The sequence below is a fragment of the Nocardia ninae NBRC 108245 genome (genome assembly GCF_007990755.1).
GTDB lineage: Bacteria > Actinomycetota > Actinomycetes > Mycobacteriales > Mycobacteriaceae > Nocardia > Nocardia ninae.
Window position 1 is genome coordinate 64,554 of record NZ_BJXA01000021.1, and the last position, 22,109, is coordinate 86,662.

20 protein-coding genes are annotated in these 22,109 nt (G+C 67.7%); 10 read left to right on the forward strand and 10 right to left on the reverse strand.

Going from position 1 to position 22,109, the window contains the following annotated elements; all coding sequences use genetic code 11:
- The first annotated feature begins 29 nt into the window (after nucleotides 1-29).
- Nucleotides 30-2,468 (forward strand): glycoside hydrolase family 3 protein, encoded by a 2,439-nt coding sequence (locus NN4_RS17545; RefSeq protein WP_147132168.1) that lies wholly within the window; start codon nucleotides 30-32, stop codon nucleotides 2,466-2,468.
- A 51-nt stretch (nucleotides 2,469-2,519) separates the two neighbouring features.
- On the opposite strand, the gene NN4_RS17550 is transcribed toward NN4_RS17545, so the two are convergent.
- Both NN4_RS17550 and NN4_RS17555 read right to left on the reverse strand, forming a co-directional pair.
- The gene (locus NN4_RS17550) at nucleotides 2,520-3,554 is read right to left on the reverse strand and encodes an aspartate-semialdehyde dehydrogenase (protein ID WP_147132171.1); all 1,035 of its coding nucleotides are present in this window, start codon (nucleotides 3,552-3,554) and stop codon (nucleotides 2,520-2,522) included.
- 3 nt (nucleotides 3,555-3,557) lie between these two features.
- Entirely contained in the window at nucleotides 3,558-4,823 is a 1,266-nt protein-coding gene (locus NN4_RS17555; protein ID WP_107653739.1) for an aspartate kinase, read from the reverse strand.
- Nucleotides 4,824-5,063: 240 nt separating this feature from the next.
- Here NN4_RS17555 and NN4_RS17560 point away from each other — a divergent pair, with 240 nt between their 5' ends.
- Nucleotides 5,064-5,633, forward strand: a complete 570-nt coding sequence (locus NN4_RS17560) for a hypothetical protein (protein WP_147132174.1) — start codon at nucleotides 5,064-5,066, stop codon at nucleotides 5,631-5,633.
- 42 nt (nucleotides 5,634-5,675) lie between these two features.
- Here the strand turns inward: NN4_RS17560 and NN4_RS17565 are convergent, their stop codons facing one another.
- Entirely contained in the window at nucleotides 5,676-6,098 is a 423-nt protein-coding gene (locus NN4_RS17565; RefSeq protein ID WP_147132177.1) for an SgcJ/EcaC family oxidoreductase, read from the reverse strand.
- Nucleotides 6,099-6,194: 96 nt separating this feature from the next.
- Between NN4_RS17565 and NN4_RS17570 the strand changes: the two genes are divergently transcribed.
- Nucleotides 6,195-6,677, forward strand: coding sequence for a MarR family transcriptional regulator (locus NN4_RS17570; RefSeq protein WP_222595093.1), 483 nt, complete (start codon nucleotides 6,195-6,197; stop codon nucleotides 6,675-6,677).
- Between the two features lie 18 nt (nucleotides 6,678-6,695).
- Complete coding sequence (locus NN4_RS17575; RefSeq protein WP_147132181.1) at nucleotides 6,696-7,112, forward strand: secondary thiamine-phosphate synthase enzyme YjbQ; 417 nt, start codon at nucleotides 6,696-6,698, stop codon at nucleotides 7,110-7,112.
- Between the two features lies 1 nt (nucleotide 7,113).
- Here NN4_RS17575 and NN4_RS46610 read toward each other — a convergent pair whose 3' ends face one another.
- Nucleotides 7,114-9,777: a helix-turn-helix transcriptional regulator gene (locus NN4_RS46610; protein ID WP_147132183.1), complete on the reverse strand. Its 2,664-nt coding sequence runs from the start codon at nucleotides 9,775-9,777 to the stop codon at nucleotides 7,114-7,116.
- Between the two features lie 163 nt (nucleotides 9,778-9,940).
- Between NN4_RS46610 and NN4_RS17585 the strand changes: the two genes are divergently transcribed.
- Nucleotides 9,941-10,549 (forward strand): dihydrofolate reductase family protein, encoded by a 609-nt coding sequence (locus tag NN4_RS17585; protein ID WP_147132186.1) that lies wholly within the window; start codon nucleotides 9,941-9,943, stop codon nucleotides 10,547-10,549.
- A gap of 50 nt (nucleotides 10,550-10,599) precedes the next feature.
- Here NN4_RS17585 and NN4_RS17590 read toward each other — a convergent pair whose 3' ends face one another.
- The gene (locus NN4_RS17590) at nucleotides 10,600-11,175 is read right to left on the reverse strand and encodes a dihydrofolate reductase family protein (RefSeq protein WP_147132189.1); all 576 of its coding nucleotides are present in this window, start codon (nucleotides 11,173-11,175) and stop codon (nucleotides 10,600-10,602) included.
- Between the two features lie 28 nt (nucleotides 11,176-11,203).
- Entirely contained in the window at nucleotides 11,204-11,767 is a 564-nt protein-coding gene (locus tag NN4_RS17595; protein WP_147132192.1) for a dihydrofolate reductase family protein, read from the reverse strand.
- A 73-nt stretch (nucleotides 11,768-11,840) separates the two neighbouring features.
- Between NN4_RS17595 and NN4_RS17600 the strand changes: the two genes are divergently transcribed.
- The 4 genes from NN4_RS17600 to NN4_RS17615 all read left to right on the forward strand — a co-directional run bounded on the left by NN4_RS17600 (nucleotide 11,841) and on the right by NN4_RS17615 (nucleotide 14,779).
- Entirely contained in the window at nucleotides 11,841-12,446 is a 606-nt protein-coding gene (locus NN4_RS17600) for a TetR/AcrR family transcriptional regulator (RefSeq protein ID WP_371865672.1), read from the forward strand.
- 30 nt (nucleotides 12,447-12,476) lie between these two features.
- Nucleotides 12,477-12,662 carry a DUF1918 domain-containing protein gene (locus tag NN4_RS17605; protein WP_135234406.1) on the forward strand — a complete coding sequence of 62 codons (186 nt, stop codon included), beginning with the start codon at nucleotides 12,477-12,479 and terminating at the stop codon, nucleotides 12,660-12,662.
- A gap of 344 nt (nucleotides 12,663-13,006) precedes the next feature.
- Entirely contained in the window at nucleotides 13,007-13,477 is a 471-nt protein-coding gene (locus NN4_RS17610; protein WP_147132200.1) for an SRPBCC family protein, read from the forward strand.
- Between the two features lie 90 nt (nucleotides 13,478-13,567).
- Nucleotides 13,568-14,779 (forward strand): low temperature requirement protein A, encoded by a 1,212-nt coding sequence (locus NN4_RS17615; RefSeq protein WP_147132202.1) that lies wholly within the window; start codon nucleotides 13,568-13,570, stop codon nucleotides 14,777-14,779.
- Here the strand turns inward: NN4_RS17615 and NN4_RS17620 are convergent.
- From NN4_RS17620 to NN4_RS17635, 4 genes are all read right to left on the reverse strand, one after another.
- On the reverse strand, nucleotides 14,757-15,596 hold the full coding sequence (locus NN4_RS17620) for an ion transporter (RefSeq protein ID WP_147132205.1): 840 nt from the start codon (nucleotides 15,594-15,596) through the stop codon (nucleotides 14,757-14,759). The two genes, NN4_RS17615 and NN4_RS17620, sit on opposite strands and share 23 nt — an antisense overlap.
- A gap of 71 nt (nucleotides 15,597-15,667) precedes the next feature.
- Nucleotides 15,668-17,314, reverse strand: a complete 1,647-nt coding sequence (locus tag NN4_RS17625; RefSeq protein ID WP_246180927.1) for a GMC oxidoreductase — start codon at nucleotides 17,312-17,314, stop codon at nucleotides 15,668-15,670.
- Nucleotides 17,315-17,492: 178 nt separating this feature from the next.
- A complete protein-coding gene (locus NN4_RS17630) occupies nucleotides 17,493-19,112 on the reverse strand; it encodes an alpha/beta hydrolase (protein WP_147132211.1) in 1,620 nt (539 codons plus the stop codon).
- Between the two features lie 147 nt (nucleotides 19,113-19,259).
- Entirely contained in the window at nucleotides 19,260-20,027 is a 768-nt protein-coding gene (locus tag NN4_RS17635) for a sulfite exporter TauE/SafE family protein (RefSeq protein ID WP_135234401.1), read from the reverse strand.
- A 268-nt stretch (nucleotides 20,028-20,295) separates the two neighbouring features.
- Between NN4_RS17635 and leuA the strand changes: the two genes are divergently transcribed.
- On the forward strand, nucleotides 20,296-22,092 hold the full coding sequence (gene leuA, locus NN4_RS17640) for a 2-isopropylmalate synthase (RefSeq protein ID WP_147132214.1): 1,797 nt from the start codon (nucleotides 20,296-20,298) through the stop codon (nucleotides 22,090-22,092).
- The last annotated feature ends 17 nt before the right edge of the window (nucleotides 22,093-22,109 follow it).

Consider the following 22,109-nt stretch of genomic DNA (forward strand, 5'->3'; position numbering starts at 1 on the left):
CAACGACATCGGCCGACAAAGGAGTTCTCATGAGTCCAGGCGACGTAACCCGGGAAGCAGCGGTGAGGGCGGCCCTCGGCAAGCTCGACCTGACTGCCAAAGCTCGACTGCTGATGGGCCAGGACATGTGGTCGCTGCCCGCACTGCCCGAGATCGGGTTGCGGTCGCTGGTGATGTCCGACGGTCCGATCGGGGTGCGCGGCGTGCGCTGGACCGCCGACGACCCGTCCATCGCGCTGCCGTCACCGACCGCGCTGGCCGCGACCTGGGATCCGGAACTGGCCAGGCGGGCCGGACGGCTGCTCGCGCAGGAAGCACGGCGCAAAGGCGTGCACGTACTGCTCGCACCCACCGTAAATCTGCATAGATCACCGCTGGGCGGACGGCATTTCGAGAGCTACTCCGAAGATCCGTACCTGACCGGGCGGATCGGTACCGGCTATGTGAGCGGTGTGCAGGACGGCGGAATCGGCACCACCGTCAAGCATTTCGTCGCCAACGACGCCGAGACCGAACGCTTCACCGTGAACAATGTGGTCTCCGCACGCGCGCTACGCGAGCTGTATCTCGCACCCTTCGAGGCGATGGTCCGCGATGCCCGGCCGTGGGGCGTGATGGCCGCCTACAACCAGGTCAACGGCACCACGATGACCGAGCACGGCGAGCTGCTGAACGGAGTACTACGCGGGGAATGGGGTTTCGACGGCATCGTCGTCTCCGACTGGATGGCCGCGAGGTCGACGGTCGCGGCGATCACCGGCGGGCTGGATGTCGCGATGCCGGGGCCGCGCGGCGTCTACGGCGACGCACTCGTCGCGGCGGTGCGCAACGGCGAGGTCGACGAGTCCGTGGTGGACGCGGCGGTGCGCAATGTGCTGCGGCTCGCGGCGCGGGCCGGCCTGCTGGAAGGTGCCGAGCCCGCGGTGACCACGCCGCCGGAACAGATCGACGGAGTCGCGTTGGCGCGCGAGATCGCCTCGCGCGCTTTCGTTCTGGTGCGCAATGAGACGATCGGCGAACGCCCCGCCCTCCCCCTCGACGGGAAGCGGACGAAGGTCGCGCTCAGCGGTCTGGCCGCCCGGGATGCCCGCATACTCGGCGGCGGTTCGGCCACCGTCTTCCCCGAATCCGTGGTGTCACCGCTCGACGGTCTCACCGCGGCGCTGCCGGAGGGCGCACTGAGCTACGCCATCGGTGCCGCCCCGAGCGACGTCCTCGGCGCCGCGGACCGCGGATTCGACCTGCACGCCCGCGTTTTCGACGCCGACGGCACCCTGCTGGGCGAGAGCTCGTTGCCCAACGGCATGGTCAACTGGCTCGGCGAACTACCCGAAGGCATCGACTACGACGCACTGCACACCGTCGAGGTGCGCGGCACCTTCACTCCGGTGGAGACCGGCGCGCACGCGTTCGGCACCAAGGGGGTCGGTGATTTCCGGCTCGTGGTCGACGGCACCGTGCTGTACGAGGGCGCCGAAACCCTCACCGGCGCAGACCCGTTCGAGGCCTTCTTCGGTACACCGACCGAACGTGGCACGGTCGAGCTGACCGCGGGTACGACGGTCGAGGTGGCGATGACGCATACGCCGATGAAGTTCGCGGACATGCCGATCCAGGCGATCCTGTTCACCCTCGCGCACGGCGACCCCCGCCGTGATCCGGACGAGCTGATCGACGAGGCGGTCGAAGCGGCACGCGCCGCCGACGTGGCGGTGGTGGTCGTCGCCACCACCGAACAGGTCGAGTCCGAGGGCTTCGATCGCACGAGCCTGAAACTGCCCGGCCGCCAGGACGAACTGGTGAGCCGGGTGGCCGCGGCCAACCCGAACACCGTCGTGGTCGTGAATGCCGGGTCGCCGGTGGAGATGCCGTGGCGGGACGAGGTTGCCGCGATCCTGTTGAGCTGGTTCCCGGGCCAGCAGGGCGGCGCAGCTCTCGCCGAGGTACTGCTCGGCGAGGCGGAGCCGGGCGGTCGATTGCCGACCACCTGGCCGGTCGCGCTGGCCGACTGTCCGGTCTCGGAGGTGACCCCAACCGACGGCGAACTCGTCTATCGGGAAGATCTTTTCATCGGTTATCGCGCCTGGGAGCGGGCGGGCACCGCACCGGCCTTCCCGTTCGGGCACGGATTCGGTTACACCACATGGGATTACGAATCGATCGAGCGCACCGGGACAACGGTGACCGTACGTTTACGCAACACCGGCTCGCGCCGAGGCGCCGAAGTCGTGCAGGTATACCTTGCCCCCGTTGCGGATTCGGTGCTCCGTCCGGCCCGCTGGCTGGCCGGCTTCGCGCGCGTAACGGCCGATCCGGATGAACTGGTCACCGCCGAGATCCGAATCCCGCAGCGCGCCTTCGAGATCTGGGACGACAACGCCTGGCGCTCGGTGCCCGGCTCCTACGAGATCCAGGCAGGCTCTTCCTACGCCGACCGTCCATTGACCATCGGATACGAAGCGGAGTAAACGACAACGGCCGTGGATCCACCGGGGATCCACGGCCGTATCGACAACGCCTCACCGATTGCTGAGCAGCACCTCGGCGATTTGAATGGTGTTGAGGGCGGCACCTTTTCGCAGGTTGTCGCCGGAGATGAAGAGCGCGAGCCCACGGCCGTCCGGAACGCCCGGATCCTGGCGGATCCGGCCGACGAGCGAGTCATCTGCACCGGCCGCCTGCAGCGGCGTCGGCACGTCGACCAGCTTGACGCCGGGCGCCTTGGCCAGGATCTCCTTGGCCTGCTCGACCGACAGCGGCTCATCGAACTCGGCGTTCACCGACAGCGAGTGACCGGTGAATACCGGAACGCGCACGCAGGTGCCGCTGACCAGCAGCTCCGGCAATCCGAGAATCTTGCGGCTCTCGTTGCGCAGCTTCTGATCCTCGTCGGTCTCGCCGGAGCCGTCGTCGACCAGCGAACCGGCCAGCGGCAGCACGTTGAACGCGATCGGCGCGACGTACTTGTTCGGCGCGGGGAAGTCGACGGCACTGCCGTCGTGGGTGAGCTTCTCCACCTCATCGATCACCGCACGCGCCTGTGTCGCAAGCTCTTCCACACCGGCCAGGCCGCTACCGGACACCGCCTGGTAGCTGGACACGATGAGGCGGCGCAGCCCGGCGAGGTCGTGCAGCGGCTTCAGCACCGGCATGGCGGCCATGGTGGTGCAGTTCGGGTTGGCGATGATGCCCTTGACCAGGTTGCGGGTCTGCTCGGGATTGACCTCGCTGACCACCAGCGGGACATCGGGGTCCTTGCGCCAGGCCGAGGAGTTGTCGATCACCGTGACGCCCGCCGCAGCGAAGCGCGGGGCCTGCACCCGGGACATGGTGGCACCGGCCGAGAACAGCGCGATGTCCAGGCCGGCCGGGTCGGCGAGCTCGGTGTCCTCCACGACGATCTCGCCGCCGCGCCACGGCAGCTTCGTGCCCGCCGAGCGCGACGAGGCGAAGAAACGCACCTCGTCGGCCGGGAAGTTGCGCTCCTCCAGCAGTTTCCGCATGACGGCGCCGACCTGTCCGGTCGCGCCGACGACGCCTACTCGAATGCCCATGGTTTAACGCCCCGTTCCCGCGTGCACCACGGCGACCTCGTCGCCGCCCAGCTCGAAGGCCCGGTGCAGCACCTTGACGGCCTCGTCCAGCTCGGTGTCCTTGACCAGCACCGAGATCCGGATCTCGGAGGTGGAGATGAGATCGATGTTGACGCCCGCCTCGGCCAGCGCCTCACAGAACTTGGCGGTCACGCCGGGGTGGCTCTTCATGCCCGCGCCCACCAGCGACACCTTGCCGATGTGGTCGTCGTAGAGCACCTGCGAGAAGCCGATCTCGTCCTGCTGCTTGGTGAGCATCTCGACGGCGCGCGCGCCGTCGGTCTTGGGCAGGGTGAAGGTGATGTCGGTCTTGCCCGTATCGATCTTGGAGATGTTCTGCAGCACCATGTCGATATTGATCTCGGCATCGGCGACCGCGCGGAACACCTTGGCGGCGTAGCCGGGCACGTCGGGCAGCCCGACCACGGTCACCTTGGCCTCGCTGCGGTCGTGCGCGACGCCCGTGAGGATTGCTTGCTCCAAGGGGATGTCCTCCATCGATCCGTAAACGTAGGTGCCCGGCTTGTCGGTATAGGACGAGCGCACATGCACAGGCACGTTGTACCGGCGCGCGTATTCGACGCAGCGCAGCATCAGCACCTTCGCGCCGCAGGCCGCGAGTTCCAGCATCTCCTCGTAGGAGACCTGCTCGAGCCGCTGCGCGTCCGGCACGATCCGCGGGTCGGCGGTGAAGACGCCGTCCACGTCGGTGTAGATCTCGCAGACGTCGGCCTCCAGCGCCGCGGCCAGCGCGACCGCGGTGGTGTCGGAGCCGCCGCGCCCGAGCGTGGTGACGTCCTTGCTGTCCTGGCTGACGCCCTGGAAGCCGGCGACCAGCACGATCTGCCCGTCGTCGAGCGCCTGCCGCAGCCGGCCCGGAGTCACGTCGATGATCTTGGCGTTGCCGTGCGCGCCGGTGGTGATCACCCCGGCCTGCGAGCCGGTGAACGAGCGGGCCTCGGCGCCGAGCGAGTGGATGGCCATGGCGACCAGCGCATTGGAGATGCGCTCACCCGAGGTGAGCAGCATGTCCATTTCCCGCGCGGGCGGCGCGGGCGCCACCTGCTGGGCCAGGTCGAGCAGTTCGTCGGTGGTGTCGCCCATGGCCGAGCAGACGACCACCACGTCGTGGCCCGCCTTCTTGGTCTCGACGATCCGTTCAGCGACGCGCCGGATGCGCTCGGCGGTAGCCACCGAGGATCCTCCGTACTTCTGAACAACGAGAGCCACGACAGGGTCCTCCAAGATCGACTACCAGCTGCTAACAGCCACCCAGCGTACCGGCCGTGGTCCAGCGGATTCCCCCTGCCTCCTCAGCCGACCGGTCCCAAGGACCTGCCGCGCAGGTCGGACTCGGTGGGGACGCCACCGGACCAGCAGATCGGCGAAGCCGAATACCCGGACACATCCGGAGACCCTTCCGTTTCGAACCAACTAGGGCTGACTCGGCCTCACTACGTAGGAGGAACAATGGCCAAACCCCTGGCCGCACTGCTTGCCGCAGGATTCTCGGCTGCACTTATCGCCGTGTCTGCTGCGGCACACGCAGTTCCCGCTCCGATCGCCGATCCTGGCGAGAAGGCGTCAGCGTTGCAACAGGAACAGGCTAAGGACAATCTTGCCAAGTGGTCGAAGATCGCGGACGGGTTCTGCTCGGGGGAGAAATTCAGCGATCAAGGAATCAGGGACTACTACGAGGCCTACAAGCTCACCCCGCTGCAGTATCGGAACAACGTCCATCCGGCCGACGAGGCTCGCCGCGCTTTGATGGGGCCAGACCGCAAGTACGCGCCGCCGCTCGGCTCCACAGACGCAGACGAGCTGCGGCATTGGCAGCGTCTGATGTGCAGCAGTGCGGAGTTCAAGGCCGACTGGGCAAACGCATACAAGACGTATGAGGAGCAGCTCGGCACGAAGATGAAGCCGGGTATGGACGAGGAAGAGGCGATCCTCGAGCTGTACGACAAGAAGATGGAGATGATGCTGAAGGTACTGGCAAAGGAAAACGGGGAGGGACCGGCGGACGACGAAGAGGACTGAAACCGCAACCACTGTCGCAGCGGGTCTGCCGCACGGCTCGTACTAGCCGGCGAACTTCGCGAAGAGCCAGTGGTACTTGGTGTTCTGGAAGGCGGCGATCTGCCAGTCGCCGTTGGTGCGAACGACCACTGTGGTCTGGACTTTGGTGTTGCGGCGGTTGCGGCGGCGGTTGCCCTTGAGGACTGCGCCCCTGGCGTGGATCAATGCCACGTCGGGGGTGAGGAAGCGGAGGCCGGTGATCTCGCCGTCGAGGCGGGTGTGCTTCAGGTACTTCTCCAGGACCGGGATGTGGGTCTCGTGGATTTGTCGCCTGCCCTTGGTGTGGGTGCCGAACCAGGTGACGTAGTCGGCGTCCTCGGTGAACAGCGCGGCGAAGGCGGCGGCGTCGCCGTCGTACCACGCCTTGGCTTGGCGTTCGAACAGGGCGCGGATGGCTGCTTCGTCGACGTGCTGGTCGGTGGTCATGGGTACTCCTCGGTAAAAGCTGATCTGCTCATCAACTGCATAAGTCAATAGTTGAGTGAGTAAGATATTGTCCGAGTGAGGCTAAGGTGTCAAGCCATGTCGAAGAAGGGCGAATCCCGGCGGGCGGAGTTGGGTGCTGCGCTGACGCTGGCCGCGCAGCGCAGCGCCACCGACGCGGTGATGATGCACCAGGCCGTGGCGGATCGCTTGGACCTGCACGTGACCGATCTGCGCTGCTTGAACATGCTGCGCCTCGGCGGGCCCGCCACCGCGGGCGAATTGGCCGCAGCCGCCGGACTGACCACCGGAGCCATCACCCGAATGATCGACCGGCTGCTGAAGGCCGGTTACGTGCGCCGCGAACACGACGGGCAGGACCGGCGGCGAGTGATCATCTCACCGGTGCAGGAGCGGATCGATGAGATCGCGCCGCACTACGAGTTGCTGGCCAAGGAATTCGGCACGGTAGCCGCCGACTACAGCGAGGAGCAGCTGGAGCTGATCCTGGAATTGTTCAACCGGCTGCACGAGACATCACTTCGGGTGACCCGGGCATTGCGCGCCGACGAAACCGAGTGAATGACGCACCATGGGGTCATGAAGAGCACGGTAATCACGGTGACCACCGGACGGACCGAGGTCGTGCAGGACATCACCGGGCAGTGCGCGTCCTTCGTGCGCGAGGCCTCCGGTGGCGGTGACGGGCTGCTGAATGTCTTCGTCCCGCACGCGACGGCCGGCCTGGCGGTGATGGAACTGGGCGCGCGCAGTGACGACGACCTGCTGGCGGCGCTGCGGGATCTGCTGCCCGCCGACGATCGCTGGCGGCACGCGCACGGGTCGCGCGGGCACGGGCGCTCCCATGTGATGCCCGCGATGATCGCGCCCTACGCGACCATCCCGGTGATCGGTGGCGAGCTGGCGCTGGGGACTTGGCAGTCCATCGCCTTCGTCGATCTCAATGTCGACAACCCCGATCGCCAGGTGCGGCTGTCGTTTCTGCGCGAGGGCTGAGCTACCCGCGACCGTCGAGCCGGGCCAACTCGGTGCGGTTGGCGACGCCGAGCTTGGCGTAGACGTGGGCGAGGTGCGTCTTGACCGTGCCACGGCTGATGAACAGGCGGGTGGCGATCTCCGGATTCGACATGCCCGAGACGGCCAAGTCGACGACGGAGCGCTCGGTGGGCGTCAGGCTCGCCCAGCCGGTGTCCGGGCGGTTGCGCTTGCCGCGCGCCTTGGTGGCGTAGTCGACGGCCTGCGCGACGCCCATGGATCGCCCGCGGTCGAGGCATTCCGTCAGCTCCGGTTCGCGGACACGGGAACTCAGCTGCGCGTGCACCTCGGCCAGGAACCGCGCCGGTGCCGATCCGGTGTCGGCGCGCGCCCGTTCGGCGGCCCCGAGCAGGACGCACGCGGTCTCCACCGTGCCGCGCAGGGTCAGCACCGCGGCCAGTGCCTCCAGGCTCGCCACGCATCCGAGTACCAGTTCGTGCTCGACGCGAAGGTGGAGCGCTTCGTGGTGCAGTCGTAAGGATTGCTCGATGTCGTTGGGGCGCACCAGGTATGCCTGCTGGTCCAGTGCATCCGCGTGCACCGACGGCAGCAAGCGGACCAGCGGACCGGCGACGAGCGCGTCGAGAAGTGCTGCGGCCTCGGCGGATTCACCGTGTTCGCGCAGTGCCGCGGCGAGTACCACCTGCGTCCACGGCGTGACCGGGCCATCGGCTTCGCCCGCTATCCGGCCCTCGCGACGGCACCACGCGATGGCCTGCGCCGGGTGTCCCGCCGCGAGCGACAGCATGCCGTGCACGCGCTCCCACCCGGGGACGAACGGCGCGTCGGCCCCGTCGAGCACCCGGTCGATCGGCACGAGGACACTGGCCGCCTCTTCGAGACGCCCTTGCCACACCCGTATTTCGGCGAGCGTCGCCCGCGCCGACCCGACATGATGGAAGTCGCGCAGTGGTGTCGCGGTGCCGACCGCGGTTTCGGCGATCTCGGCGGCACGCGGCAGTTCACCCATGCGGGCGGTCGCGGTGGCCAGCCAGGTCAGCGCGTGACAGGCGAAACCGCGGTCGTTGCGGCGGCGCATGCCGACGAGCGCCTGGTCGAGTTGGTCGATGGCGGTGCGGTATTCGTCGCGGAACAGGTGGATCAGCCCGAGCAACGCCTGCGTCGAATCGGCCACGGAGTCATCGCCTGCGCGCAACGCGTCCTGGTGCACCGCCGACGCGAGGGCCTGCGCCTGGTTCAGGTCGATGCCGAGTTGCTCGACCGCGCACAACGACCGAGCTCGCCGACTGACTGCCTCCGCGCCGACCTCGTCGGCGAGTTCCGCTGCGGCACGGGCCGATTCGTATCCGACGAAGCCGTAGACGGCGGTGTCGCACACCAGCGCCAGCCCGAGCAGCACCCGCGCCTGTAGCGCGTCGCGGGCACCACTCCCGCGGTCGACCGCCGATCGCAGTACCCGAACGCCTTCGAGGCCACGCGGCTCCAGATGCCACAGCCACGCCATCGCGGCGGCGAGTTCACGGCCATCGGACGGATCGTCCTGGCTCAGTCCCCAGTCGATGGCCGCGCGGATATTCGGCAACTCCAACGTGATTCGTGCCCGCCAGGCATCCTGATCGGTGTCGAGCAGCGCTTCGGCCCGCTCGACCAACGCGAGGTACACCGCCGCGTGGCGCTGCCGGAAGAGCTCGGTCTCCCCTGCCTCGGCGAGCTGACGCAGTGCGTAATCCCGGACCACGCCGAGCATTCGGTACCGCGCCACCACCCTGGACGTATCCGCCGACAGCAGCGACTTCTCGATCAACCCGCGCAGAGCGCGCAGCGCAGCGGTCGTGCCACCGAGCTCGGTCACCTCCGCCGCGGTGAACCCGGGCTCGAACACGCCGAGCCTGCGGAACAGCACCCGCTCGTCGTCGTCGAGCAGGTCATGGCTCCAGCGCATCGATTCCGCGAGCGTCCGCTGCCGGAACGGCGCGGTGCGGGCACCGCCGTCGAGCACCGCGTACGGGTCGCACAGCGAGTCCGCGAGCTGGGCCAGCGACAACGTGCCTGCCCAGCCCGCCGCCAGTTCGAGGGCGAGCGGTAAGCGGTCGAGCCGGTCGCAGATCCGCCGGGCCGCGTTGCGCGCCTCGGTGTTCGGCGTGCCCAGCTGTGCGCGATCCAGGAACAGTGCCAGCGCGTCGGCCAAGCCGAGCGCGGGTATCCGGCGTATCCGTTCGCCGGGCACACCGAGCGGGGCACGGCTGGTGGCGAGCACAGCGAGCCGGGGGCAGTGCGTCAACAGCGCGGTGACCAGTGTCGCCGCGCCTGCGCTGACCTGCTCGCAGTTGTCCAACGCCAGCAGGGTTTCCCGATCACCGATGCCATGCGTCAAGGCTGTAACCGGATCAGCGCCGGCGGGCAGCAGCACCTCGAGTGCGGCGGCTACCCGGTGGACTACACCGGCGTCGTCGTGTTCGTCCTCCAGCCCGACCCAACGAACACCGTCCGGCCACGCCGCGCGGAGATCTCGGCACACCCGCAGCGCCAGCCGAGTCTTGCCGCCACCGCCGGGCCCGACCAAGGTGAGGACCTGACCGGCGGTGACCGCGGCACCGATCGCACCCAGTTCCTCGGCCCGGCCGATGAACGAGGACAGCTCGGCGGGAAGAGAGTCGGTCAGCATCGCGAACAGCATTCTGGCACGCCCGGCCGGTTCCGGCGACGGTCTCGAGCTCTGCCACCTGCCGCCCCGGATATCGGCCAGGTGGCAGATGTTCTAGCCACCGCGCGACGGAAGTATCGGTGCCAACGAGGTCACCGGGCCTCACCCACCAAAAGGAAAGATCATGACCGCCAACGCAGGAACCCGCCGGGTCGTCGCCAACATCTCCCTCTCGCTGGACGGCCGCACCAACAGCCCCGGCGGCGACTACGACATGAGCTGGATCGTGCCGCACGCCGTGAGCGAGACCTCCCGCGATCGGATGGTGCAGATGACCGAGGCGGCCACCACCGCGCTGCTCGGGCGCAAGAACTACGAGGGCTTCGGCAGCTATTGGCCGGCGGTCGCCACAGACGAGAACGCCGACCCGCGCGACCGGGCCTTCGGGCAGTGGCTCGACGCGGTCGACAAGGTCGTCTTCTCCACCACCATGACCCACGCGCCCTGGCCGCACTCGCGTATCGCCGACACCGACCCGGTCGCGACCGTCCAGCGGCTGCGCGCGCAGCCCGGCGGCGACATCGTCGTGCTGGCCAGCACCAGCATCATCAAGACGCTGCTCGCGGCCGACGAGGTCGATCGGATCACCGTCACGCAGTGCCCGGAGGTGGCGGGCGGCGGTGCCCGGCTGTTCGAGGACGGCCTGCCGGCGTCGAGCTGGGCGCTCACCGATCTGGCCAGCACGGAAACCGGTGCGCTGTACCTGGTCTACGACCGGGTCCGCGGCGAGTGAAACAGCGACGGCCCAGCGGCGAGTACCGCTGGGCCGTCTAGGGATTCGGGTCAGGCGCGGGTGAGCCAGGTGACCTGGTTGCCGTTGCTGAATTCTCGCCGCCCGGTGGGGGTGAACAGGGTCGGGCGGAACTCCCCGGCGAAAGCGGGGACACCGGTGCCTGCGACGACCGGGTAGCTCTTGATCACCAGCTCGTCGATCTCGCCCAGCAGGGCGCCGGCCAGCTTTCCACCGCCTGCCAGCCAGATATCCAGGCCCTCTTCCTTTTTCAGTTGTTGCACGAGGGCAACCGGGTCCTGCTCGACCAGCTCGACGGCCGGGTCATCGATCCGGCCGAGCGTGGTCGACACCACGTACTGCCGCATGTGCGCGTACGGGCTGGTCACCCCGATGGCCAGGCCGGGTTCGTAAGTCCCCCGGCCCATTACCAAAGTGTCGAACTTCTGATTCGGCGCGTCCGCCGCGACGCCGAAATACGAACGCGCATGGGTGGGCAGGGTTTCCGGGTAATCCTGTCCGATCCAGCCCGTGAAATCCTCGGGCAACGGATAGAAATCGATCCCGCCGTCGGGTCCGGCGATGTAACCGTCGAGCGACATACCGACGAAGTAAACGAGTTTTCGCATAGCAGAGCCTCTTTCGTGCCGGGTTTGATCAGGCGCGGGTGAACCAGGTGACCTGTGCGCCGTTGTCGAATTCTTTGCGCCGAGTGGGGGTGAACATGGTCGGCCGGAACTCTCCGGCGAAGGCGGAGATGCCGCTGCCCGCGACAACCGGGTAGCTCTTGATGATCATCTCGTCGATCTCGCCGAGCAGCGCGGCGGCCAGTGTGCCGCCGCCGCACAACCAGATGTCGAGGCCCTCTTCCTTCTTCAGCCGCTGCACCAGGCCGACCGGGTCGGACGGCACCAGTTCGACGGCCGGGTCATCGACGCTGCCGAGCGTGCTGGACACCACGTACTGCCGCATGTGTGCGTACGGGTTGCTCACGCCGACGGCGTAGGTCGCGCGGCCCATGAGCACCGTGTCGCAGCGCGTGTTCGGCGTATCCAGGGCCATCCCCACCTGCGGCCGAAACTCCGTCGGGACGAAGTCCGGGTACTGCGCGTTCAGCCAAGTAAGCATCTTTTCGTCGTAGGGGTAGAAGTCGAACTCGCCCGCCGGACCTGCGATGTATCCGTCGAGTGACACGGCGACGTAGTAGACAAGCTTTCGCATTCCGGAACCGCCCAACCTGTTGTACTCTGATCGAAGTGGTTGAAATGTAGTACTACGAATGGAGTGGTGTCAAGTGCGGACCAACCCTGAACGTCGACAGGCGCTGCTCGACGCCGCGATCGAGGTCCTGGCCAGCGACGGAGCCCGCGGACTCACCTTCCGCGCGGTGGACAAAGAGGCGGGCGTGCCCGCGGGGACGGCGTCGAACTACTTCGCGAACCGCGACGACCTGCTGACCCAGGCGGGCGGCCGCTTCTACGAGCGGTTGCAGCCGACCGAGGCGACCATGGCCAAGCTGGCCGAGGGCCCGCAGACCAGGGCACACATCCTCGAACTGATGAAGGAGACCGTCGGCCGCATCGAGGCGTTCCGCACGGGCTACCTCGCGCTGCTGGAACTGCGCCTGGAGGCGACCCGGCGGCCGGAACTGCGGGCGGTGCTGACCGATCGGGTGCGCGCGGACATCGATTTCAACGTGCGCAACCATCTCGAGGCGGGCCTGCCCGGCGACGAAAAATCCGTACTACTGCTCTACCTGGCGTTGAACTGGCTGATCGTCGACCGGCTCACGCTGCCGGATGTGTTCACCGAACAGCAGAGTCAGGAACTGATCGAGGCGGCGGTCGATCGCGTGATCGGCCGGGAAGACCAGGCGGTCTCCACACCGGAAACCTTGTGACCCCTGTCACTCCCGTCCGATAATGGGTCGATGATGGCGAATGTCGGAGATCGACTGCTCGTGCACGGACACGTTGTGGGCCAAGGTGATCGCCAAGCAGAGATCATCGAGGTCCGCGGACCGGAAGGATCGCCGCCCTACCTCGTGCGCTACGCCGACGGACACGAGTCGCTGGTGTACCCGGGGCCGGACGCGATCGTCGAACCGGCGGGCTGACACCCGGCCCGCCGGCCCGACCAGGCCTGCGGGGCGCGGACTGGCAGTGCCCGCACGGCAACGGGCCAGTGCCCGCGGTACCGCGCGGCGGCGTCCGCACGGCGATTCAGCAAGCGACGCCGCACACCTGGCTTTTCGATGACCACTTGCCCGAACACCACCGCGATCTTGTCCCAAACCATTCCACCTGCAAGTTGTTCACCGTTCTCCCGAGCTACGTTCTGGACACATACGTCCATGTCGGCCCCTCGACGAACCATTGACCAGGACGTCGAGGTTGACGAATCAGATAACCGATAGAGAGAATCGGGCTGAGTTGTCCATCGGGGGTCGGAAGGTTTTACATGCGCACGAGAACCGATATTCGATTCGTCGTCGACGCCGATTCCGCGCAGGTGATGGATGCGTTGGCAGCTGTCGAAATGCTCCCGGAATGGTCGCCCGGATATACCGATGCCCGCGTCGCCTCCCGCGACAACCGAGGAAGGCCGGTTCGAGTTTTCGTCAAGGCCGAACTGATGAACGGCTCGGATCTGCAAGTGCTGGAATACGATTGGACCGACGTCCGCTCGTCCTGGCAGGTCACCGACAGCACCAGGGGTGTCAAGGGCGGCGGCTGGTTCGAGGTCTCCGACGGCCGGGAAGGCACCGACGTCTGGTTCCACACCGAGATCTACCTACCCATCCCGGTGCCCGGGCTACTACTCAAGCGCACCGTGCGGAAGCAGAACGAGATCGCGGTGCAGAATTTCATCGAGTTCGCCGAGGGATTTCCCGACCCGGAAACAATCAAGCCGTATAGCTATAACGAATAACCGGCGGTAGGCATACGCGCAGAGCGAAATCGGGCGACGCGGGGCGCGGCTGCCACGCGCCGACCCGACCGGGGTGCGACTATGTGCACCATGATGGGTTCCAAACGGGTTCGGCTCCAGCCGGTGGCCGAAGGCGCGTCGGTGACGCAGCTCGAGCTGTTCTTCGACCTCGTCCTCGTTTTCGCGTTCACCATGGTCACCGACCTGGCGGCGGAAGAGACCAGCGCCAAGAACATGTTGCGTGCGGTCCTCGTGCTCGCCCTGATGTGGTGGCTGTGGATCGCCTACTCCTGGCTCGGCAACGTGATCCGCGCCGACGAGGGCTTCGCCAGGGTGGCGATGTTCACCGCGATGGGTGGTGCTTTCCTGGCCGCCCTCACCATTCCCGAAGCGTTCCACGACCTGCCCGGCGGCTGGTACGGGCCGCTGGTCTTCGCGATCGCCTATCTGGTGGTCCGGCTGGTGCACGTCATCATGTTCTGGCTCGCCAGCACGGAGGACGCCCAGTTGCGCAACCAGGTGCTGCGCTGGGCCCTCGGCTCGATCACCATCGGCACCACCCTGCTGGTGATCGCCGCGATGACCTCCGGCACGCTGCAGATTGGGTTGTGGATCGCCGCGATCGCGGGCGACTACCTGTGGACCCTGCTCGCGGGCACCGATTGGCGGCTGAATTCGGCGACCCATTTCGCCGAACGATATGGGCTGATCATCATTGTGGCGCTGGGCGAGTCGATCGTCTCGATCGGTATCGGCGTGGCCGGACTGCCGATTTCGTGGCCGATCGCCGTCGGCGCGCTGCTCGGGCTCGCGGTCTCCGGACTGCTGTGGTGGACCTATTTCGATGTCGCCGCGCTGTCGATCGAGCACGAGCTGAAACACGCCGACGGCGCGAAGCAGATCAAGATAGCGCGGGGCGCGTATACCTTTTGGCATTTTCCGATGATCGTCGGGATCATCGGGCTCTCACTGGGTTTGAAAAAAGTCCTCTACTACGTCGGTGACTCGTCCCATCACACGTTGAAAGACGCACTGTACGGAATTCCGTTGTTCGCGTTGTACGGCGGGGTCGTGCTGTATCTGATCGCGTTGGTCGGTGCGAAACACTATGCGACAGGGATGATCAGCGCGCCCCGTGTGGTCACGATCGTGCTGCTGCTCGCCTTGATCCCCTTGGCGGCCGCGCTGCCCGCGCTGGCGTCACTGGCCCTGCTGTGCGCCGTGCTGGGCGCGCTGATCGTCTGGGAGACAATCAAATTGGCGCAGCCGCGCGACGAGATCAGGCACGGGGTATCCGGCTGAGGTGATGCCGCACGCCGTGTTCGTCAGCCGTCGGCCCGTACGCGGACGGCGGCACCCGAATATCGTGCTGCACCGCCAGCCGGATCTGATCGATGTTCTCCCGCAACACATCTGAGACCAGTTCGTCGGTGCGCGGATCCTCCAGCACCTGGAACAGGATTCGGAAGGTGGTGTCGGCGATCAGCCGGATGATGTCGTCGTGGAACGGGATGTAGCGCACCCGGCCCGCCTGCGGGTCCTTCTTGATCAGCTCCAGGATCATCTCGTCCAGCTCGGACCGGTTCTCCTGCAGCGCCGCCGCGATATTGCGGGTGTAGTGGCCGGTGCGCATCACCTGGGCGACCTCGTCCATCACCGCGATGGTCATCGGCCGCTTGATCGTCTCGACGATCGTCGACACGAACCGATTGACCAGCGCGGCGGTCACCCGGTCGCCGAACACGCGGTCGGCAACGCGGCCGAGCCGGACCACGATCACCACGATCCGCAGCAGCCGGAACCCGCGGAAGAACGGGCTGGTCACCGGGATCATGCCGAGGACCTCGTACCAGTAGACGAACGGAAACGTCCACGGCCAGCCCGCCCGGCGCCAGCGCCAGAGGAACTCGACGGCGAACACCGCGCACACCGCCCAGTCGACGATCACGATCGTGCGATAGGTCTGGTCGGACACCGTGAAGAAGGTGATCCAGCCGACCAGCACCACCGAGACGACGGCCAGCGCCAACATCACGAAATCGGTCCACAGGGTGGGCGGCTTACGCGGGTAATCGCCCTCCGGGAGTTCTTCGCTCACCGCAGTGGTGCTCGCAGCCATCACCTGGGTTCCCTTCAACGCCGAACGGTCAGGCCGAGGGTAGTCGGCACCACCGCCCAGCGGCGGTAGGTCTACTTCCCGGTGCGGATGATGGCCTCGATATTGCGCTCGGCGAGCGCGGCGATGGTCAGCGACGGGTTCACGGTTCCGGTGCTACCCGGAATGGCGGCTCCGTCCATCACATACAGCCCCGGATGTCCGTGCACCCGCCCGTAGCCGTCGGTCGCCTTGCCGAGCACCGCGCCGCCCAGCGGGTGCGCGGTGAACAAGGCGTTCGCGTCGTAGCCGAGGGCGCCGTACTCGAGGACGGCATCGGCGCGTTCGGCGATCCGGTGGTCGACCGCGCGGGCGGCGGCCACCATCTCGTCCCGGTTCTTGCTCGGCCAGGACAGCCCGACCCGATTGGCCGCCGCGTCGTAGCCGAACCGGGTGCGGGCCGGGTCGAGCACCATGCCGAGCGAGGCGAGCGCACCCGTCTCGAACGGGATGCCGGGGATGTACCAGCTCTCCAGGCTGAGCGGCAGCCCGGACTCGTCGAAGATCCGGCTGGCGCTGGGCACGCCCTGGCCGAGGCCGGCCAGCGCGCTCGCGCCGCGGCCGAGGACCACATCACCGTTGGTGCCCCAGCCGTCGCCGATGTGCTCGTTCAGGTTCGGCAGCGCGCCGGTCGCCTGGGCTCGGACCAGCAGCTCCGAGGTGCCCACCGAGCCTGCGCCGAGGAAGAGCCGGTCGCAGGTGAGGGTGCGGGTGCCGAGCACCTCGCCGGTCGGCGCCAGCTTCGTCACCCGGACCGAATACCGGCCGCCCGGCTCCTGAGCGATGGACTCGACCTGGTGGCCGGGGAAGATCGCGGACCGGCCGGTGCCCTCGGCGTACTTCAGATAGTTCTGGTTCAGGTCGAATTTGGCGCCGTTGGAGTTGCCGAGATTGCTGCGGGCGGCGGTGGCCGAGGCCCGGGTGGTACCCGCCAGCTCGCCGCGCAGGATGTCCCAGTTGAAGATCGAGTCGTTGGGCATCGGCTGGTAGCCGGCCTTGCGGACCTGATCGTCCCAGGCTCGGGAGTGGGTGAACGGCTTGGCGGCGTAGATGTCGCCCGGCATCGAGCTCAGCCGCAGCATCTCCCGCACCCGCGGGAAGTAGACGCGATCCAGCTCGCCGTATTCGACGGTGCCGCCGAAAAGGTGGTCGAAGAAGCGCCGTTCCGGGGCGACCATCGCGCCGGTGAAGATCACCGAGCCGCCGCCGACCGCGGCCGCGCGCCACACGTCGATGCCGGGGTATTCGGTGCAGTCCAGGACGCCGCCGAAGCTGGCGAACCGCATCGGCACCTTGCTGACACCGGTGAAACTGGTGCGATGCCAGAAGCCGCGGCCGTCCGGCAGGTCGTCGCCGGTGAAGATCTCCCGCCACGGATCGTTGGGCCAGCGCGACCCGCGCTCCAGCACCGTGTTGGTGATGCCCGCCTCGGCCAGTCGCAACGCGGTGACCGCCGCGCCGAAACCGGAGCCGATCACGATTGCGGGCGAGTGTTCGGGCGGATCGGGTAGTGGCGCAAAGATTTCCGGCACCCACGACTGGAACAGCAGGTTCCAGGCCGGGTCGGCGGACGCCGGTCGGGCGGGCAGCGACGTGCTCGCGGCAGCACCGAACAGCGCGGCTGCACCAACAGCTTTGAAGAAGGCGCGTCTACGCACCCAGCCACCTCCCTCATCACGCATGGCCGAGCGCAGATTACCGGTATTCCTGGCGGCTGAACAGTCGTCGCCCGCCCGTCATCCGTTGTCCCCCTTCCGTTGTCCCGCCGGATGAGCCTCGAGGACCGCCGGGCGGCGGGAACGGCCAGGTGACGAGCAGGCCACGAAACACCGCGGCAAGTGGACGCCAGGAGTCGGCGGCTCAGCCCGCGAACGGCGGCCGATCGGCTTCGCAGGTCGCGCCGGGGGCGGGAAGTTGCTGGTCGATGAGGTAACGCTCCTGCAGTCGCCGGGTGCAGTCGAACGTGGTGTCGTGCCCGTAGCCGCCCTCGACCACCACCAGGCGCGCGTTGACCAGGGCCTGCTGGGCCTTGCGCGCGGCGGTCAGCGGCGTCGCCGGATCGAACCGGTTGTTGAACAGCAGCGCGGGTACGTCCGAGCGCAGGATCCACGGACCCGCGTAACGCTGCGGGTAGCCACCCTGCGGGGACGGCCACGCGGCGCACGGTTGCCGCAGGTACAGCCAGAACGCGGCGAAAGTGGGTCCGTTCGCGCCCAATTCCGCTGCCAGCGCGGGCCACTGCTCCGGGTCGCGGGGAACGGTGTTGTCCGCGCACGAGATCGCGGTGAACGAGTCGAGGAACGCGGGCGGCAGGGTGCTCTCGCCGAGGATCCCGCGCACCACATCGGGGTTTCCTGCGGCGCCGCGCTCCAGTTCGGCCAGCAGCTGGGCCAAGGCGGGCCAGCCGTCTTCGGCGTCGTACAGCAGCAGCGCGTGCGCGGGCATGACCTCGGCGTAGGTGACGGGCCAGGCGCGTTCTCCTTCGCCGACCACTACCGGCCCCTGCCGCAACCGCTCCAGCAGAGCGGTGTCGCGGGCCCGCAAATCCTCACCGCCCCTTGGCTTCTGGTCGCTGCGAATCTGCTCGATCGGGTCAGCCGGCGCTTTGCCGCCCGCCGCGAAAGCACAGCGCGGCTGGCCGGCCTGAGCGCACAGCCGGAAGAATTCGGACAGCACCTCCTCGGTGCCCGCCGCCGCGTCGGCGATTTCGGTGCGGGTGTCGGAGGTATACGCGTCCGGGTCGATCATCGAGCTGAGGCTCAGCGCCCGCACCCGGTCACCGAACACGGCGCCGTACACCTCGCCGAGATAGCTGGCGTACGAACCACCTTCGTAGGTCAACCGCTTGTCACCGACGGCACGGCGCAGCAGATCCAGGTCGCGCGCGGCATCCACGGTGGTGAGATGCGGCAGCAGGGCGGGACTGTGCGCGGCGCAACCGGCCGCCAGGTCCCGGCTGGCGCGCGCCTGCGCGGCCGCCTGCTCGACCCCCACCGGCGGCAGCCGCACACCGGACCAGAATCGTTGCGCCGCTTCGGTATCGGCGAAGCAGCGGACCGGCGAGCTGCGCCCGAGACCGCGCTGATCGAAGGTCACCACGTCGAACCGGCGCGCGATCTCGCCGGGGAACATCTCGCCTTTGCTCGCCCAGTTGATGCCGGAGGCACCGGGTCCGCCCGCCGCGGTGAAGAGGGTGCCGATGCGGCGTGACTGATCGGTCGCGGGCTGGCGGACCAGTGCGAGCCCGAGGGTCGGGCCCGAGGGCTGCGCGTAGTCGACCGGCACCGCCGCCGTCGCGCATTGCAGCTTGCTCAGCGCCTTCTCCTGGCACGGCACCCAGTCCAGCCGGGGCGTCGGCGCGGCATCGGCCTGGGCGACCAGATCGGCCACCGCCTGTTCATGCTTGGCGGGCGTGCCGCAACCGCTCACTGCCAGCGCCGCGGCCAGTGCGGCAACGACGACGATCCTCCACCCACGCATACCGATCATCTTGTGCCGCAACGGCGCGGCAGTCGTCCGTCGTAGGGATGAATTGCACCCTGAGAATTGCGGTGCCCTCGACCCTGAGCGCACCACTACGCCGGAACCAGGCCCAGGCTGCGGTTCGTCGACCCCACGCGCCACCTCCTAAGTCATCAACAATCGGACCACCGCGATAAGGCCGACCACGACGATGACCGCGCGCAACGCGGTCGGCGGCATCCGCCTGCCCATCTTCGCACCGAGTTGTCCGCCGATGATCGAGCCGAGCGCGATCAGCAGCACCGCCCGCCAGTCCACGTCGGCGATCACGATGAAGATGACCGCGGCCACCCCGTTGACCAGCATCGCGAGCACATTCTTGATGCCGTTGAGGCGCTGCATGTCCTCGTGCACGAACACCCCGAGCAGCCCCATCAGCAACACGCCCTGCGCCGCGCCGAAGTAACCGCCGTAGATGCCGGTGGCGAAGATCGCCACGAACAGGATCGGACCGCCGTGTTTGGGCGCCGGGCTGTCGCCGTTCTCCCGCCGCAGCTTCACCCAGCGCGAGAGCCGCGGCTGCACCACGACCAGCACCAGCGCCGCGATGATCAGCACCGGCACGATCGCCTTGAACGCGCCGGGGGGCAGGGTGAGCAGCAGTATCGCGCCGGTGATGCCGCCGAGCAGCGACGCGGTGCCGAAGCGGAGCAGCCGTTCACGCTGTCCGGCGAGTTCCCGGCGATAGCCGTGCACGCCGCTGATCGAGCCGGGGACGAGGCCGATTGTGTTCGACACATTCGCGGTCACCGGCGGCAGCCCGAAGGCGAGCAGTACCGGGAAGGTGATCAGGGTGCCCGACCCCACGATCGTGTTGATGCCGCCCGCGGCGATGCCCGCACCGAAGACCGCCAGTTGTTCTAACCAAGTCATGCCCGAGTCCGTTCGACGTCCCGTCGGATCGCCAGATCCGTACAAGCGTTTGCTTCCGGCGCGAACGCTAGCCGCAACGTCGGATGACCCGACGACGGGACCGGGGTTCCGCAGGTGTATTGCCACACGGTAAACTCGCCGAATCATGCAGCGGGCACTTCTTCTCAGCCGCCGCGACGGGGTCTGATCGGACCGGCTCCCGCCGCGGGGTTTTGCCGCGCCGGTCGACCCACCCTTTGGGAAACACCACACCCTCGGAGAAATCGCCATGTCCCCTGCTGACGCTTTCGTATCCGGCGCGCGCACCATCACGCCGCCCTCCAAGCCTGCCCCCGGCGACCAGCCCGCCTGGAACACGCAGAAGAACTCCTCGATGCCGACCTTCCGGTACCGGCCCTTCGCCGAGGAGGTCGAGCCGATCACGGTGCCCGACCGCAGCTGGCCCGACAAGATCATCGATGTCGCGCCCGGCTGGTGCGCCGTCGACCTGCGCGACGGCAACCAGGCCCTGATCGACCCGATGAGCCCGGCCCGCAAGCGCCGCATGTTCGACCTGCTGGTGCGGATGGGCTACAAGGAGATCGAGGTCGGCTTCCCGTCGGCCAGCCAGACCGACTTCGACTTCGTCCGCGAGATCATCGAGGACGGCGCGATCCCCGACGACGTCACCATCCAGGTGCTGACGCAGTGTCGCGCCGAGCTGATCGAGCGCACCTTCGAGGCCTGCGCGGGCGCCCAGAACGTGATCGTGCACTTCTACAACTCCACCTCGATCCTGCAGCGGAAAGTGGTGTTCCGCGCGGACCGGGCCGCGGTCAAGAAGATCGCCACCGACGCCGCGACGTTGTGCCTGGAGATCGAGCAGCGCTACCCCGACACCAACTGGCGCTATGAATACAGCCCGGAGTCCTACACCGGCACCGAGCTGGCATACGCCAAGGAGGTCTGCGACGCGGTCTCCGAGATCATCGCGCCGACCCCGGCCAAGCCGCTGATCATCAACCTGCCCGCGACCGTCGAGATGGCCACGCCGAACGTCTACGCCGACTCGATCGAGTGGATGAGCCGCAACCTGGCCCGCCGCGACTCGATCGTGCTGTCGCTGCACCCGCACAACGACCGCGGCACCGCCGTGGCCGCCGCCGAGCTGGGCTACCAGGCCGGCGCGGACCGGATCGAGGGCTGCCTGTTCGGCAACGGTGAGCGCACCGGCAACGTCTGCCTGGTCACCCTGGGCATGAATCTGTTCTCCCGCGGCGTCGACCCGCAGATCAACTTCTCCGATATCGACGAGATCCGCCGCACCGTCGAGTACTGCAACCAGTTGCCGGTCGCCGAGCGCCACCCGTACGGCGGCGACCTGGTCTACACCGCGTTCTCCGGCAGTCACCAGGACGCCATCAACAAGGGCCTGGACGCGATGAAGGTCGCCGCCGACGACGCGGACGCCGACGTGGACGACATCACCTGGGCGGTGCCGTACCTGCCGATCGACCCGAAGGACGTCGGCCGCACCTACGAGGCCGTCATCCGGGTCAACTCGCAGTCCGGCAAGGGCGGCGTCGCCTACATCATGAAGACCGATCACGGCCTGGCGCTGCCGCGCAGGTTGCAGATCGAGTTCTCCCAGGCGGTCCAGCGGATCACCGACGGCGAGGGCGGCGAGGTCACGCCCAAGGAGATGTGGGACGTCTTCGCCGACGAGTACCTGAGCCCGATCCGGCCGCTGGAGCGGATCCGGCAGAAGGTCACCGCGTCCGAAACCGACGGCGGCACCGACACCATCGCGGCGGTGGTGAAGGTCGACGGCACCGAGCAGGAGATCACCGGCACCGGTAACGGCCCGCTCGCCGCGTTCGTGGACGCGATCGCGACCGTCGGCTTCGACGTCCGTGTGCTGGACTACTCCGAGCACGCCATGTCCGCCGGTGACGACGCGCAAGCGGCCGCCTACGTGGAGTGCGCGATCGGCGACAAGGTGGTGTGGGGCGTCGGCATCGCCACCTCCATCACCACGGCGTCGTTGCGCGCGGTGGTCTCCGCGGTGAACCGCGCACACCGGTAGCAACCGCATCGGTGCGC

Excerpts from the sequence above, each read along its gene's own strand:
- NN4_RS17630 (WP_147132211.1), bottom strand. The coding sequence starts at position 19,112 with ATGCGTGGGTGGAGGATCGTCGTCGTTGCCGCACTGGCCGCGGCGCTG.
- NN4_RS17635 (WP_135234401.1), bottom strand. The coding sequence starts at position 20,027 with ATGACTTGGTTAGAACAACTGGCGGTCTTCGGTGCGGGCATCGCCGCG.
- NN4_RS17575 (WP_147132181.1), top strand. The coding sequence starts at position 6,696 with ATGAAGAGCACGGTAATCACGGTGACCACCGGACGGACCGAGGTCGTG.
- NN4_RS17610 (WP_147132200.1), top strand. The coding sequence starts at position 13,007 with ATGCGCACGAGAACCGATATTCGATTCGTCGTCGACGCCGATTCCGCG.
- NN4_RS46610 (WP_147132183.1), bottom strand. The coding sequence starts at position 9,777 with ATGCTGACCGACTCTCTTCCCGCCGAGCTGTCCTCGTTCATCGGCCGG.
- NN4_RS17605 (WP_135234406.1), top strand. The coding sequence starts at position 12,477 with ATGATGGCGAATGTCGGAGATCGACTGCTCGTGCACGGACACGTTGTG.
- NN4_RS17550 (WP_147132171.1), bottom strand. The coding sequence starts at position 3,554 with ATGGGCATTCGAGTAGGCGTCGTCGGCGCGACCGGACAGGTCGGCGCC.
- NN4_RS17625 (WP_246180927.1), bottom strand. The coding sequence starts at position 17,314 with ATGCGTGATGAGGGAGGTGGCTGGGTGCGTAGACGCGCCTTCTTCAAA.
- leuA (WP_147132214.1), top strand. The coding sequence starts at position 20,296 with ATGTCCCCTGCTGACGCTTTCGTATCCGGCGCGCGCACCATCACGCCG.
- NN4_RS17565 (WP_147132177.1), bottom strand. The coding sequence starts at position 6,098 with ATGACCACCGACCAGCACGTCGACGAAGCAGCCATCCGCGCCCTGTTC.
- NN4_RS17595 (WP_147132192.1), bottom strand. The coding sequence starts at position 11,767 with ATGCGAAAGCTTGTCTACTACGTCGCCGTGTCACTCGACGGATACATC.
- NN4_RS17620 (WP_147132205.1), bottom strand. The coding sequence starts at position 15,596 with ATGGCTGCGAGCACCACTGCGGTGAGCGAAGAACTCCCGGAGGGCGAT.
- NN4_RS17590 (WP_147132189.1), bottom strand. The coding sequence starts at position 11,175 with ATGCGAAAACTCGTTTACTTCGTCGGTATGTCGCTCGACGGTTACATC.
- NN4_RS17545 (WP_147132168.1), top strand. The coding sequence starts at position 30 with ATGAGTCCAGGCGACGTAACCCGGGAAGCAGCGGTGAGGGCGGCCCTC.
- NN4_RS17570 (WP_222595093.1), top strand. The coding sequence starts at position 6,195 with ATGTCGAAGAAGGGCGAATCCCGGCGGGCGGAGTTGGGTGCTGCGCTG.
- NN4_RS17560 (WP_147132174.1), top strand. The coding sequence starts at position 5,064 with ATGGCCAAACCCCTGGCCGCACTGCTTGCCGCAGGATTCTCGGCTGCA.
- NN4_RS17585 (WP_147132186.1), top strand. The coding sequence starts at position 9,941 with ATGACCGCCAACGCAGGAACCCGCCGGGTCGTCGCCAACATCTCCCTC.
- NN4_RS17615 (WP_147132202.1), top strand. The coding sequence starts at position 13,568 with ATGATGGGTTCCAAACGGGTTCGGCTCCAGCCGGTGGCCGAAGGCGCG.